Annotated in this window: 22 protein-coding genes; 13 read left to right on the top strand and 9 right to left on the bottom strand. The window is 59.4% G+C overall.

All coding sequences use genetic code 11. From position 1 onward, the window contains the following. Positions 1-3: 3 nt before the first annotated feature. Both SynTAK9802_RS03630 and SynTAK9802_RS03635 read left to right on the top strand, forming a co-directional pair. Entirely contained in the window at positions 4-1,176 is a 1,173-nt protein-coding gene (locus tag SynTAK9802_RS03630) for a transaldolase (protein WP_186497320.1), read from the top strand. A gap of 14 nt (positions 1,177-1,190) precedes the next feature. Continuing rightward, a complete protein-coding gene (locus tag SynTAK9802_RS03635) occupies positions 1,191-1,574 on the top strand; it encodes a cyclic nucleotide-binding domain-containing protein (RefSeq protein ID WP_186497322.1) in 384 nt (127 codons plus the stop codon). Between the two features lie 36 nt (positions 1,575-1,610). On the opposite strand, the gene SynTAK9802_RS03640 is transcribed toward SynTAK9802_RS03635, so the two are convergent. Together SynTAK9802_RS03640 and SynTAK9802_RS03645 are read right to left on the bottom strand one after the other, a co-directional pair. Next, on the bottom strand, positions 1,611-1,865 hold the full coding sequence (locus SynTAK9802_RS03640; RefSeq protein ID WP_186497323.1) for a DUF6737 family protein: 255 nt from the start codon (positions 1,863-1,865) through the stop codon (positions 1,611-1,613). After that, positions 1,843-2,451: a PCC domain-containing protein gene (locus SynTAK9802_RS03645; protein ID WP_186497324.1), complete on the bottom strand. Its 609-nt coding sequence runs from the start codon at positions 2,449-2,451 to the stop codon at positions 1,843-1,845. The genes SynTAK9802_RS03640 and SynTAK9802_RS03645 overlap by 23 nt, the downstream gene beginning before the upstream one ends. An 85-nt stretch (positions 2,452-2,536) precedes the next feature. Between SynTAK9802_RS03645 and SynTAK9802_RS03650 the strand changes: the two genes are divergently transcribed. Further along, positions 2,537-2,773: a CopG family transcriptional regulator gene (locus SynTAK9802_RS03650; RefSeq protein ID WP_115009451.1), complete on the top strand. Its 237-nt coding sequence runs from the start codon at positions 2,537-2,539 to the stop codon at positions 2,771-2,773. Between the two features lie 19 nt (positions 2,774-2,792). Here the strand turns inward: SynTAK9802_RS03650 and SynTAK9802_RS03655 are convergent, their stop codons facing one another. Both SynTAK9802_RS03655 and SynTAK9802_RS03660 read right to left on the bottom strand, forming a co-directional pair. Continuing rightward, positions 2,793-3,866 carry a transporter substrate-binding domain-containing protein gene (locus tag SynTAK9802_RS03655; protein WP_186497325.1) on the bottom strand — a complete coding sequence of 358 codons (1,074 nt, stop codon included), beginning with the start codon at positions 3,864-3,866 and terminating at the stop codon, positions 2,793-2,795. Positions 3,867-3,953: 87 nt separating this feature from the next. Further along, a complete protein-coding gene (locus SynTAK9802_RS03660) occupies positions 3,954-4,169 on the bottom strand; it encodes a hypothetical protein (RefSeq protein WP_255487838.1) in 216 nt (71 codons plus the stop codon). Between the two features lie 53 nt (positions 4,170-4,222). On the opposite strand from SynTAK9802_RS03660, the gene pdeM reads away from it, so the two are divergent. From pdeM to SynTAK9802_RS03685, 5 genes are all read left to right on the top strand, one after another. Then, positions 4,223-4,897, top strand: coding sequence for a ligase-associated DNA damage response endonuclease PdeM (gene pdeM, locus SynTAK9802_RS03665; RefSeq protein ID WP_186497326.1), 675 nt, complete (start codon positions 4,223-4,225; stop codon positions 4,895-4,897). A 77-nt stretch (positions 4,898-4,974) separates the two neighbouring features. After that, positions 4,975-6,351, top strand: a complete 1,377-nt coding sequence (locus SynTAK9802_RS03670) for a hypothetical protein (RefSeq protein ID WP_370586387.1) — start codon at positions 4,975-4,977, stop codon at positions 6,349-6,351. Between the two features lie 2 nt (positions 6,352-6,353). After that, positions 6,354-6,923 carry a 4'-phosphopantetheinyl transferase superfamily protein gene (locus SynTAK9802_RS03675; RefSeq protein ID WP_186497328.1) on the top strand — a complete coding sequence of 190 codons (570 nt, stop codon included), beginning with the start codon at positions 6,354-6,356 and terminating at the stop codon, positions 6,921-6,923. Positions 6,924-6,963: 40 nt separating this feature from the next. After that, positions 6,964-7,149, top strand: a complete 186-nt coding sequence (locus SynTAK9802_RS03680; protein WP_186497330.1) for a hypothetical protein — start codon at positions 6,964-6,966, stop codon at positions 7,147-7,149. Beyond that, positions 7,119-7,448 (top strand): hypothetical protein, encoded by a 330-nt coding sequence (locus SynTAK9802_RS03685; protein WP_370586376.1) that lies wholly within the window; start codon positions 7,119-7,121, stop codon positions 7,446-7,448. Before SynTAK9802_RS03680 ends, SynTAK9802_RS03685 begins: the two co-directional genes overlap by 31 nt. 276 nt (positions 7,449-7,724) lie before the next feature. Here the strand turns inward: SynTAK9802_RS03685 and SynTAK9802_RS03690 are convergent, their stop codons facing one another. Together SynTAK9802_RS03690 and SynTAK9802_RS03695 are read right to left on the bottom strand one after the other, a co-directional pair. Beyond that, the gene (locus tag SynTAK9802_RS03690) at positions 7,725-8,123 is read right to left on the bottom strand and encodes a hypothetical protein (protein ID WP_186497332.1); all 399 of its coding nucleotides are present in this window, start codon (positions 8,121-8,123) and stop codon (positions 7,725-7,727) included. After that, positions 8,123-8,566, bottom strand: a complete 444-nt coding sequence (locus SynTAK9802_RS03695; protein WP_186497334.1) for a hypothetical protein — start codon at positions 8,564-8,566, stop codon at positions 8,123-8,125. The genes SynTAK9802_RS03690 and SynTAK9802_RS03695 overlap by 1 nt, the downstream gene beginning before the upstream one ends. 471 nt (positions 8,567-9,037) lie before the next feature. Between SynTAK9802_RS03695 and SynTAK9802_RS03700 the strand changes: the two genes are divergently transcribed. The 4 genes from SynTAK9802_RS03700 (at position 9,038) to dcd (ending at position 10,894) form a co-directional block, all read left to right on the top strand. Next, entirely contained in the window at positions 9,038-9,463 is a 426-nt protein-coding gene (locus tag SynTAK9802_RS03700) for a cupin domain-containing protein (RefSeq protein ID WP_186497336.1), read from the top strand. Positions 9,464-9,544: 81 nt separating this feature from the next. After that, on the top strand, positions 9,545-9,886 hold the full coding sequence (locus SynTAK9802_RS03705) for a hypothetical protein (RefSeq protein ID WP_038023460.1): 342 nt from the start codon (positions 9,545-9,547) through the stop codon (positions 9,884-9,886). Between the two features lie 246 nt (positions 9,887-10,132). Continuing rightward, a complete protein-coding gene (locus tag SynTAK9802_RS03710; protein WP_186497338.1) occupies positions 10,133-10,333 on the top strand; it encodes a hypothetical protein in 201 nt (66 codons plus the stop codon). Positions 10,334-10,369: 36 nt separating this feature from the next. Next, a complete protein-coding gene (gene dcd / locus SynTAK9802_RS03715) occupies positions 10,370-10,894 on the top strand; it encodes a dCTP deaminase (RefSeq protein WP_186497340.1) in 525 nt (174 codons plus the stop codon). Here the strand turns inward: dcd and SynTAK9802_RS03720 are convergent. Beyond that, complete coding sequence (locus tag SynTAK9802_RS03720) at positions 10,891-11,181, bottom strand: 2Fe-2S iron-sulfur cluster-binding protein (protein ID WP_025362165.1); 291 nt, start codon at positions 11,179-11,181, stop codon at positions 10,891-10,893. The two genes, dcd and SynTAK9802_RS03720, sit on opposite strands and share 4 nt — an antisense overlap. 278 nt (positions 11,182-11,459) lie before the next feature. Further along, positions 11,460-11,669, bottom strand: coding sequence for a hypothetical protein (locus SynTAK9802_RS03725; RefSeq protein ID WP_186497342.1), 210 nt, complete (start codon positions 11,667-11,669; stop codon positions 11,460-11,462). Between the two features lie 83 nt (positions 11,670-11,752). On the opposite strand from SynTAK9802_RS03725, the gene SynTAK9802_RS03730 reads away from it, so the two are divergent. Further along, positions 11,753-11,959 carry a hypothetical protein gene (locus tag SynTAK9802_RS03730; RefSeq protein WP_186498255.1) on the top strand — a complete coding sequence of 69 codons (207 nt, stop codon included), beginning with the start codon at positions 11,753-11,755 and terminating at the stop codon, positions 11,957-11,959. On the opposite strand, the gene SynTAK9802_RS03735 is transcribed toward SynTAK9802_RS03730, so the two are convergent. Then, the gene (locus SynTAK9802_RS03735) at positions 11,956-12,225 is read right to left on the bottom strand and encodes a hypothetical protein (RefSeq protein ID WP_186497344.1); all 270 of its coding nucleotides are present in this window, start codon (positions 12,223-12,225) and stop codon (positions 11,956-11,958) included. The two genes, SynTAK9802_RS03730 and SynTAK9802_RS03735, sit on opposite strands and share 4 nt — an antisense overlap. Between the last annotated feature and the right edge of the window lie 31 nt (positions 12,226-12,256).

A 12,256-nucleotide genomic window follows, 5' to 3' on the forward strand; every position in this document is an offset into this window, starting at 1 on the left:
ATCATGGCCAGCCTGCTCGATCAGCTTTCACAAATGACCGTGGTCGTTGCCGACACGGGTGATCTGGAGGCGATCCGCAAGTTCACCCCTCGGGATGCCACCACCAACCCGTCGTTGATCCTGGCTGCTGCACAGATTCCGGCCTATCAGAGCCTGATTGATGAGGCTTTGCGCTCATCGCGCAAGTTGATGGGCAGCGACGCAGCGGTGGAAGACGTGGTGCGGGAAGCGCTCGATGAGATCAGTGTGATCTTCGGCAAGGAGATCCTGAAGATTGTTCCCCGTCGTGTGTCAACGGAGGTGGATGCTCGCTTGAGTTTTGACACCGACGCCACGATTGAAAAAGGGCGCAAGCTGATTCGTCTGTACAACGATGCCGGCATCAGCAACGATCGGGTTCTGATCAAAATTGCCTCCACCTGGGAAGGCATCAAAGCTGCCGAGGTGCTTGAGAAAGAGGGGATTCACTGCAACCTCACCCTCCTGTTTGGTTTCGGTCAGGCCGTTGCCTGTGCCGAAGCCGGCGTCACTCTGATCTCCCCCTTCGTGGGGCGCATCCTGGATTGGTACAAGGCCGAAACCGGGCGCGACTCCTACCCCGGCCCTGAGGATCCGGGTGTGATTTCGGTGACCAAGATCTTCAGCTACTACAAGACCCACGGCTACGGCACGGAGGTGATGGGGGCGAGCTTCCGCAACATCGATGAGATCACGGAGTTGGCCGGTTGTGATCTGCTCACGATTTCACCGAAGTTGTTGGATCAGCTCCGTGAGACGGATGCTGTGCTGACCCAGAAATTGGATGCCACCCATCCCACCGATGGCGAAGCCAAGATCCACGTCGATCGCGCCACCTTTGATGCACTGATGCAGGACGATCGGATGGCCAGCGACAAACTGACCGAGGGCATTAAAGGCTTCAGCAAAGCCATTGAAACCCTGGAGCATCAACTGGCCCATCGTCTGGCTGAACTGGAGGGTGGATCCGCCTTCCGCCACGCCGTTTCCGAGATCTTCATGCTCAACGACATGAACGGCGATGGCTCGATCACCCGCGACGAATGGCTCGGAAGTGATGCCATTTTTGATGCTCTCGATCAGGACCACGACGGCCTGATCTCTCAGGAGGACGTGCGCAAAGGCTTTGGCGCAGCACTGACTCTGACCTCTGTCTGAGTCGCGCTGGTTCCATGCATGCCCTCGACACCATGCGTGCTTTGGCCAGCAAGGCCGAAGTGATTCATCTCAATCAGGGTGACGTGCTGTTTCGTACCGGCGAAACCGGCACCTGCATGTACGGCCTGCTGGAGGGATCGGTGCGGCTCACCTGGATCGATTCAGCAGGCCATGAGGGACATGAAGACATCCCTGTGGGTCATGTGTTCGGTGCGGGGGCCTTGGTGATGGAGAACCATCAGCGTCTGAGCACCGCCACGGCCACCAGTGATTGCCGTTTGATTGCCATGAACCGCGACAAGTTCCTTTTTGCGGTTCAGGAGACGCCGATGTTTGCAGTGCAACTCCTCGCATCGATTGATGCCCGTTTGCGGGACATCAAGTTGGCCGACGGATGATCGCGGGCGGGTCGATGCGGCGAAAGGGCGAGAACGTTATTGATTCGGCTCCGCTGACGACCGGTAGACGGCGGGCACGAGTACCAGAAACAGCAGCCACCAGGCCACTACGCCCACGCTCAGGGGAAGGCTGATCCAGAGGCGGTGCAGCAGCACCCAGGACCCGCCGACCATCAGCTCTCCTGTGCAGATGATCGACCAGGGCTGGCACCACCAGGGTTTCAGCGACCAGAAGGGAGGCTGTTTCTGAGGTGGCTGCTCCGGCTGATCAGCGGAGGGCGTCGAGTTCACCGGCGGCTTGCATGGCGGCGAGATCGTCGTAGCCACCAATCACCGATCCGTCGATGAACACCTGGGGGAAGGTGGTCATCCCACTGCGCTGCTGCACGGCCTGGAAGGCTGCGTCGTCGTTCACGGTGATGACGGTGTGGGGCAGATCCAGGGTTCTCAGGATGCGCAGGGCGCGGCTGCACCAGGGGCATCCCGGCAGCACGGCGATCTCAATCCGGGGTGCTGCTGCTGCGGTCTGACGCGCGGGGCGGCCTTCGCGTTGCTCCAGCACGCCAATCAGCAGATCGACGCCCTTCTGCACGATCGTGCCGGGCTCCAGGTGGCCTCCCCACACCTGACAGGCCCCATCCGAGAGGCTCAGGTGCAGGTGCACGCCCTCGGGGGAAAAGGTTCCATTGAGGGTGATTATCTCAAGATCGCCCTCCAGCACGGTGGGCTCTGCCTGGCCGGGGCATTGGAACGACGCCTTGGTCAGGTTGCCGACCACGCCAATAACAAAGCCGCTGATGCCGTCTCGCTGGGCCAGTTCTTCGAGGCTGAGGCGCAGATCACTGCCGGGAGCAAGCTTCAGCGGCAGGGGTTGCATGGCGCCTCAAAAAGTGTGACCAAGATTACGCAATCTTGTCTAGCACGATATTGTTTATTCAATGTGATCATATTTTCACGAAATCGTGTCTCTCCTTCAGGATCTGGTTCAGGAGTTGCAGCAGCGGATTGAGGGCCAGGCCGCGGCTCCCAGCACGGCTGCGGTGGCGGATGCGGCTGGTTCCGAGCGCATCAACGTCACCCTGCCCCGCGGGGTGATGGATGACCTCAAGCGTCATGCCCTCGCCGAAGGGCGCAGTTGCGGCAATCTGGCCGCCTATCTGTTGGAAGAGGCCCTGCGTCGTCATCGCCCATTGGGCTGAGTGGGCTGAGGCTTCAGGTTCAATCCAGCAGCCGGTTGGCAATGGCTGCAACCTTTCCCTGCCTTTGCAATTTGAGGATCGAGACGTCCATGGGCGTGCGCAGGGGGCTGTCCGGTTTGATCACAAAGCCATAGGTCTCTTCCGAAAGGGTGAAGGGGGCGAGGCGCAGGGCGAGGTCGGGATTGTTTTTGAGGTGGTAGCGAATGGCTGGTCGATCGAAGATCAAGGCATCAGCCTTCTGATCAACCAACAGTTGTACGGCGCTGCTGAGGTTGGTGGCGCTAACGATACGCATGTCGCCGCGTTGGGCCAGCTCCATGCCACTGGTGCCCTCCACCACAGCAACCCGACGTCCGTTCAGTTGTGCAGGAGCGCTGATGGCCGATTCGGTGGCACCGGAGAGGAACAGGGTGAACGCCGAAGCAAGGCTGGCGGTGAGGGACGACACCGCGATCAGGGAGATCACCATCCAGGCACCGGTGATGCCCCGGCCGGTTCGTGTGATCGGCGCTTTGTCGCCGTAGCCCACCGTGGTCAAGGTCACCAGGGCGAACCACATGCCGCTGCTGATGCCCGGTAGCCAGTTCCTCGGAAACTGCTCACTGTTGCGGTTGCGTTCCGCCATCCAGATCAGGCTGCCCACCACCAGCAGAACGCTGATCAGCACCAGCACCGAGGAGATCACCGCCCAGCCGAAGAACACTTGAACGCGGCTCAGGATCGAGGGCGGGCGCATCGGCAGCAACACCCCGGATTTGCCCAGGTAGTAGGGCTGGGTGAAGTCAATGCCCGGCATGGCCAGGCGGCGTGAGGTGATGCTGATCGGGCCCACCAGCACGTCGATCTCGCCGTCATCCACCGCCTCAATCCCGGCTTTGGGGGATGGCTGCTCCACCAGCTCGTAGCTGAGGTTGTTGTCTTCGGCGACGCGGCGCCAGATGTTGAGGCTGATGCCGCTGAGCTGATCGCCGTTCTTGATCACGAAGGGGGCCGATCCACTGATCCCCACCTTCAGTTGATTGGCCTGAAGGGGCAGTGCACTGCCGAAGCAGGCCAGAGCGAGAACGACGGGCCAGCGCCGGACTCCTCGCATCAGCTCTGTTCCAGACGACGCACGATCACGGCCATTGCCGCCAGGGAACCCGCCAGCGCGATCAGCAGGGCAGTGGTCATGGAAGGGTCAGAACAACGATGGTGCGCTCAGGTTGGCATCCCTCGCCCCGAGCAGCCAGTCGGCCACTTCCATCCTCAGGGCGTAGGCACATTCGAAACGGCCTTCCTCTTCCAGCATGCTCAAGCGTTGTTCGAGCGTGCGCAGGGTTGAACTCGCGACCTGGTGGAGGCCATTGCTCCGCGCCACAATGAGTTTTCTGGAGGCCCCCGAAGCTTGCGGCACGACGTCAGCCACCCAATGCAGCCAGCGCTACAGATCTGCGATCTGCACTCTTTATGAGCGCATTGGAGTGGACCTGGGGCGACAGCCCACTCACGTTCCTTCCCCAGCGGGCCCTGTGGCGGGCTGAGGGGCGGGAGCTGTTTGTTGCCGATCTGCATCTCGGCAAGGCCGAGGTGTTCCAGGCCCACGGCATCCCCATGCCCAGCGACGGGGATCAAGGCACCTTGAATCCGCTGCTGGAGCTCTGCCATGCCTGGTCACCGCAGCGCTTGTTCGTGCTGGGTGATCTCGTGCATGCCCGGATCGGCATCACCGCTCCCCTGCGCGAAACCCTGCTGGCGCTGCCCGATCTCTGTGGTTGCCCGGTGGTGCTGATCGGTGGCAACCATGACCAGGACAGCTGGATTGAAGGCTTACCCCAGCAGCCTTCTCAGCGTCTGGGCCATCTCTGGTTGAGCCACATGCCCGAACGGGTGCCGGAGCTGGGGTTGTTGAACGTGTGTGGTCACCTGCACCCCACCACCCGGATCCGCAGCCGTTCCGATCAGTTGCGTTTGCCCTGCTTCGCCTTTGATCCGGAGGGCCCGCGTCTGGTGATTCCTTCGTTCGGGCAGTTGACTGGAGGCCATGACTGCGGCGAGCGTTACCAGCAATGGCTGGTGGCCGAAGGCTCCATCGTTCCTTGGTTCGACCTAACCCCCAACAACCGAGAGCGAAGGGTCGCGTGACTCAGCCTGCTGCGCCGCGACCCAGACCCCTGCCCAAGCGCAGGATCCGTCTGCGCAAGCGCTGGCTGTTGCTGGCCATGCCGTTTGTGGTTTTCGGCGGCCTTATCGCCTTGGCGCCTGTGGCACCTGAGCGCTCCGAGCTGCAGGAGCAAGCTGTTCGTTCGGCCCAGCAGCGCGGCCGGGATGCCAAGCCGTTCCGCTACATCCCCGACGATGAGGTCTACGCGTTGGACCTCGATCCACGGCGGGTCCGCTTCGGGCTGCTGGAGGGTTGGGATCGCGAACAGGACGCCTACCAGGACAGCGCTGCCCTGGCCTACGTGTCCGGCCCGATGTACGAGCGCCATGTGGACGACGATGGCCGCGAGATCACGGTCCCTCTGGGGGATCTGAAATTCGGCAAGCAGGTCTGGCGCGCTCGTAACCGCTCGGCTTCACGGCAACGGGCCTTCGTCGGCATCCGCCACGACGGCAGCATTGATTTCGGCTACGGGGAGCTCACCGATGAGCGCAGCCGCACCTACGACACCTTCATCGGCGGCCTGCACAGCCTCTACAACGACATCGAGTCTCCGCCGCAGAGCTATAAGGGGGCCTACAGCATCAGCATGGGCCAGCGCATCCGCTATTACCTGCCGCGCATTCGCATGGTGATGGGCCTGCGTCAGGACGGCCACATGGAGGTGCTGATGAGCCGTGATGGCCTCACCCTCGAACAGACCAAAGACCTCGCCCGTCGCCGGGGCTATCTGGCGGCCTACATGCCCGACCATGCCTCGAAGAGTCGTTTGATCATCCCTGGGGTGAAGGGCTTCACCGAAGAAGACGCCAACTGGATCAGCGGCGGTGCCACCAGCTTTGTGCATGTGCCCTACCTGCTGCGGTTGAGCCCTCGCCAGATCCCCCTGCAGGGCAATCTGATCGCGGCGCTGACGCCCAAGCTGGCGCTGGATGAAGGTTGCGAGGGTCCGCTCGACTGTGTGTCGTCCTTCGGCAATCACCTCGCCGATCGCGCCCTGGCGGGCTTGAACCGGGTGATGGAACAGGGCGTGGAACCCCTGGCCCGGATGATCTGGGGGCCCGCTAACAACCTCACCAAGCCGGGTTTGCCCGCGGATGCCAACGACCGCAGCGTCGATCTGGACCGTGCACCCCTGAGGGAACCCCCGATCACGGCGGATCCTTTGGTGTTGCGCGAGCCAAAGGCTGTGATCCGGGAGCCGGAGCCGGCTGAACTCGGTTCCGATGACAGCTCAGATGCCAGCTCCGATGACAACTGGACAGAGTCGCAGCTGTTTGTGCCGTTGCCCCCCGATCTGCCGCCGCCGATTGTGCTCGATGAGCCGATGCTCAACCCCGCCGAGGTTCTGCTGGACGAGCCAGCCCCATCGGTGATGCCGCCGCCAGCTTTGCCGCCCCTGCCGCCGGTGCCCGTGCCGCCTGTTCAGGATTGAGCTTGGACGCCGTTTGGTCCTGGTGGTCGATCCCCAGCACGCAACGTCGGGTGTTGGTGGCCCAGCTCGCTCAGCCCCCGTCGCGCGCTGAGCAGCGGGCCTTGAGCGACAGCCTCACCTGCCGGTTGTTTGCCGATGCAGGCCAGATGGTGTCTGGTGATGACATCGGCCGCACGATCTACGGCAAACCGCAGCTGCGCGATTCCCCGCTGCACCACAGCATTTCCAACACCGGATCCCTCAGCATCGGCGTGGTGGGGCCAGATCCGATTGGCATTGATGTGGAGGCGCTGGACCGGCCGTTGCGTGTGGCATCTGACCTGCTGACGCGGCGCATGTTTGCCTCGGCCGCTGAAGCGACGGACTGCCTAGAGCATTGGACGCTGATTCAGGCCTGGACGGCGAAGGAGGCGGTGTTGAAGGCAGCGGGTTTAGGGCTTGGCGGTGGACTGGCGAACGTGACCATCGCCTCGGACGGGGCCGCGGCATGGCTGCATGGTTCGCGTTATTCCCTCCGCCTCTGGTCCCAGGAGGGCTTCAGCGTTGCGGTCGCTGAGGGCATCCGTGGCTAGAGGAAGGGATGGAGCATCGAGCAACAGCGTGAGATCTCTTTTGCAGCGACGTCTCGCCAAGGCCAACAACTTTCAGAAGGCGTTGATCACGTCTCTGCTCGCCTGGGTGGCTCTAGGGGTGTGGAGCTATCTGATCGTCGTGCCGATCCTTTCGGCTGTGGCGTTCCTCTGGCTCGGGGTGACGGGCTGGCTCGTGTGGCGGATCTGGCGCAAACCCGTGGGCTGAGCCAGGGAATTCTGGCTCAACAACTTAGAGTTCCTGCCGATTTTGGTTCGCGTTCGGTGGAATTCACGGTGGTGATTCTGAGTGAGCAGGTTGGCTCATACCCAAAAATCAACTGGACGGAATGGAAAGATCGCAACCGCAAGCAGATGAAGAGTCAGGGCGATGTGTGGTCGATGGCCACACTGTCTGGAGCCACAATCTGGGATTGTTTGGACAACAACAAGATCGACCGGCTCCACCTTGTGCAGTGGAAACCTGCTGACGACACGATGTATCAAGTGAGCTTGCCGCGCCGCTGAAATTGAGTTTCTAACTAACGGTTATTTAGTGTCAAATCAATAGCAAAAAAGCACCTGTTCGATTCGAGTAGGTGCTTTTTGATTGATGCTGAGGATAAGCCTTATCTCTTTTAAAGAAGGAAGAGAAAGATCACAGTGAACATGGAACCCAGCAGGAAGATCGAATCCTCCTTTCGGTTGATGTCAAAGGGCTCATGGGGCTCTGGGATCATAGGAAGGGCTGCTGAAGCCGGCAAGCTAAAGGACTCGGCTGTTCGTCCGCGGTTTGATCCTGTTTCAATCGCGCGAATCCCTGAGCTGAGCTCCATTCCATCGCTCACTCGACAACACCTCTTGAAGTTGATCCACTGCAGACTGTTTCGCCGCATTCCAGTCTTGGGCTGAGAGTCTGATCAGATATTCGTGCTGAATGCCTGAGCCTCTTTGCCTTGATGTGATGATTGAAACGTCGTCGTAGGTGATTGGAAAGGGGTTGCCAGCTAGTGCTCCAAGGGCAGCCTCTGAGGCGAACAACAGGAAATCAAAAATCACTGGATTGAAATATTCTTCGCTTTCATCCAGATCCCCACAAGCCAGCATCTGTTCTCTGGTTTGTGGTGTGTAGGTCACAAATGAAAAGCAGCAGGGATCACCGGTGGCTTGCAGGTAGAGCCCTTTGAACCGACGCTTGCTCATCAATCAGCTTGCCGCCAGATGGGAGAGTTGGGATCCCAGACGGGTTTGGCGTAGGTGCCCTTCAATTGCCGTTGAGGCTGATCGATGCCCAGCTGACCATGGCATTGGCTTGCAAATTCAATCGAGTTTTTGTGGAACTCCTTCCAAGGCACCAAGGTTTTGCCATTCCAGATTGGCGGTAAACCTGTTTCTTTGAGCATCTGATCAAAGGCGTCAAAGTGGCTTTGCAGTTGCCCGTTTGTGAGCACAGCTTCTGGCCGCGGCACCTTTAGAGACTGTTTGAAGGGAGCGCTCTCCATGCATGCTTCAAAGCTTTTTGTGAGTTCCGCTTGATGGCTCCAGGCCTTTTGTTGGGCCACTCCAAAGACAACAAGGCCTACTAGTAAAAGGCCGATCCCGATGATCGCGCTGAGATGACCAGCCGGCTCTCTGGTGTTGTCCATCGGCTCGCCCCCCCCTCGCCAAGCCTAAGAAGGCATTTCTTTTCCGCGGCCCACCACCGTCGGGTTCACCCGAGCAGACTGGAACTCCTTCTTCTGCCTGCGGATGCGAGTGCTGCTCATGGCTCTCCTCTCACTCGCTGCTTGTGCGTTGGTGTTGGCGACTGGGATGAAGAGCACCGAGCGTTTCACGACCCACATCGGTTCGCGGCTGCCTCCAGCAGAGCTGGGTTGCGTCCAGTCAGGGCACGTTCAAACCGATGAGGGGCGCCGGCTCAAGGTTTTCAAATGTCCGGTCTGAGGCTGGTCCTGCAAGGGTGATTGAACCCGCTGCCCCTCCATGACCAAAAGATTGAACGTTGATGCCGCACGGACAGCCGGCACCGCAGCAAAAAAGAATCAGTCAGCAGTTGGCAGCAAAACGCCCCTCGTAGAAAAAAGCTGAGAAACTGACGACGCATCTGTGCTGTCCCCATGTTCGGCCTGTTTCAAAAGAAGCCCGAGGTCTGCAACGTTCTTGGTGATTCCATCACCCTGCGCCTCACCGCTGAGCAAACCGATGGGAAGTACAGCGTTGCTGAGTTCGCGACCCCTGGTGGAGTCGGTCAGCCTCCCCATACCCATGCCTGGGACGAAACCTATCTGGTGCTGGAAGGAGAGTTGAACTTCAACATCAATGGCCAGCCAACCGTTGTGGGAACAGGCGGTTGCTATCAGGTCAAAGCCGGTGTGGTCCATGCCCCCACCCCCAACGGTGACTTCTGCCGTTACGTCATGGTCGGCCAGCCTGGCGGCGTTGAGTCTGTCTTCAAGAGCCTTCAGGCAAACCAGAAGGACCTCAGTGACATGAGCAAGGTTGTCGAGATCGTGACCAAGGAAGGGGTCAATATCGCTGGTTGATTCGCGAGCGGTGCTCGCATTAAGAAGGACGGCGGATCTTTTGATGGCCGCTCTTCCATCCACTCCCACGCCTTATCAGCAATGGCATCAAAATTTTTCCACGTTCATCATGAGTTCCGCGCTGGCAAAGCCCAGCAGTGGTGGGAGACAGCACAAGCAGCGATGGCGCCAGGTGGTGGCTGGGATGAGGCAGTAGCCAAAAACCTTGAAGCGGGCTTCTACAACCATTCGTTTTGTCCCATTGGCCCTGAGGGACCCGCCTTTTGCATCTGGGAAGTCCGCGAGGGAATCACTGCGGAGGAATTCCAGGAATTCATCGACGGCCCCAATGGCGTGAACTTCGGCTTGGGGGCATGGATGAACATCTGCCGGGAGATCAACGTTGAGATGGCAGGAACACCCCCTTACCCGAGGAAGTTCTGATATCGAATTGTCGACAGCCTCGGGGTGCTGATGTTGTCGCTATCCGTCTCCCGACAAAAAATCACCCCGTCGGAAGACGGGGTTTTTCACTGCCTGATCAACCGTTGGCCGCCTTGGTCAGCTTGTAGAGGTTCAAGGCGAAGAGGGCCATGCCGAAGCTGCCGAACGCGATGAGCAGGTCTTGGGTGGTGAAGGCCACGGCTCTCGTTGCAAAACTTTGTTGACTAATGTAACGGAGGCGCAGGGATGCGTCGTCAAGTCGTTTCGAGGGGGCTGTGGGCGGCCCTCTTCTTTATGACCTACCCCTTTGGTGCCATCAAGACAGACCTCGAAAAAGCCTTTCGTCTTCCCGATGCTCCACCGCTTGAGCAGCCTCAGAAACAAGACGTTGCCGAGCTGAGCGAGTCAGAACGGTCGACGGTTCTGTTTGAGCACCCTGGCGTCTGAGGCGTCCATACTCTTTGCCCAGCAGGGGATCGACCCATGGCGGTGCTTGGGCGTCAGGCCATTCTTCAAGCGGTTGACGAGGGCCTGATTGCGATCACGCCCTTCAATGCCGTCCATGTTGGGCCTGCATCGGTGGATCTCACCCTCGGCTCCACGTTTCGGGTGTTCCGCAAGGTGCATGAAGTGATCGAGGTTCGCGATCACACCGACTACCGCGAATGCACCGACAAGTTGGAAGTCCCTGAGGGCGGCCAAATCCTGATCATGCCGGGGGAGACCGTGCTGGGGATCACCCGCGAACGGGTCAGGCTCGGGCCTGGCCTTTGCGGTTGGCTTGAGGGTCGCAGCCGCTTTGCTCGCCTGGGGCTGATGGTGCACATCAGTGCACCGTTCATGGGGCCGGGGATCGACAGTCAGCAGGTGCTGGAAATGAGCAACTTCGGTCCGGCTCCGCTGGCGGTGGTGCCGGGCACGCTGATCTGTCAGTTCATCTTTCAGCGCATGGATGGTGAAGAGCACTATGCCGGCCGCTTCGCTGGGCAGAGCCAGAGCAGTTTTTAGAGGTCTTCTTCGGCTTCTCCTTTGATCTGGCAATCACTCGTTGGGTAAGCCACGCAAAGCAGGGCAAAGCCTTTGGCGATCTGTTCGTCGTCCAAGAAGCTCTGATCCGACTGGTCCAGAGAGCCACTTGAGAGCTTGCCTGCGCAGGTGGAGCAGGCACCAGCTCGGCATGAATAGGGCAGATCAGCACCCGCTTCCTCTGCAGCATCAAGGATGTACTGATCGTCGGCACAGGCAAAGCTGGAAGAGCCTTCCGATGTGGTGATCGTGATTTGATACGAAGCCATTGGTTTCAATCAATGCATGCATCAATCAAAAATCCAATTGGATCCCTTCGCTGATGCATTCAAGGAAGACTTCGGGATCGATGTAGCAAGTCATACCGGATTGATTTTGATGTTCTTGATCACTGATTTTGCAGGTCAGATTGATTGCTGTTGAGGGTGTTTTGATTTAACCGCTCAACTCAGAAAACCCCGGTTGCACTAAGGCAAATCAGGGTTGTGGCGAGCAGCACCCAGCCCACCAGCTGAAGCCATTGCGTGAGTGGCGTTCCCATGGCTTGTCAGTCGAGTGGGTCGTCCCAAAGGGGTGGTTCATCAAATTCTTCCAACAGCGAGTTGGCTTCTAACTCCTTGCCTGCCAGTAGCAGTTGAATCACTTGATTCCAGATGAATCGAGTCAGACGTTTTGCCTTCTTTCCCTGACGCCCGCTCTCGAACTTGATCGGAGGCACATCACCTGTGTCGTCGTGAAATCGTGAGATGAGCGACACAGGGCTGGGCGCATCAACTGCTCCGTCGTAACTCTCCTGGTTCGACGGTTGACGTATCAACTGACTCCGTTTGTTCGCACACGTTGAAAGCCAAACAAGGCCTCGCCATGGGCAACCCAGCGGCGCATGCTCGAGCCATGCAAGCCAAAACATCGGAAGGCTTAGAGGTTCTCGCGGCTGTTGTTGTCACCGCCGGCTTGGTGGCGGGCAACCTCGTGTTGTTTTCGCCGTTGCGCGTGGACAACCGCGTACCGCCTGCCCCGGCATCGCAAACGGCGGAACGCCCTTAGCGCTTGAACACGCCGTTGCAGTCGCCTGGAGCAGGTTTCACAAAGCAGTGCCCCTCAACAGACCGGTACCCCAGAGCTTGAAAAGTCAGGCCTTGGGCCCGGGCTTCGGCGTTAACGGCATCAACGCCTCGGGCCTGGATCAGCACGTTTCCCTCGCCATCCACCAGGTCCAGGAAATCCATTTCCTCGGTCTCGGCCGTGGGGTTGGCATGCCCAAACAGGGGAACAACCACCAGCACACAGGCCATGAGGAAGGAGCGCAGCATCGGCCTGGAAAAGGAGAACGAACGATGAGTT

Origin of the sequence: Synechococcus sp. TAK9802 (assembly GCF_014279535.1) — a bacterium.
In the GTDB taxonomy this organism is placed as follows: domain Bacteria; phylum Cyanobacteriota; class Cyanobacteriia; order PCC-6307; family Cyanobiaceae; genus Parasynechococcus.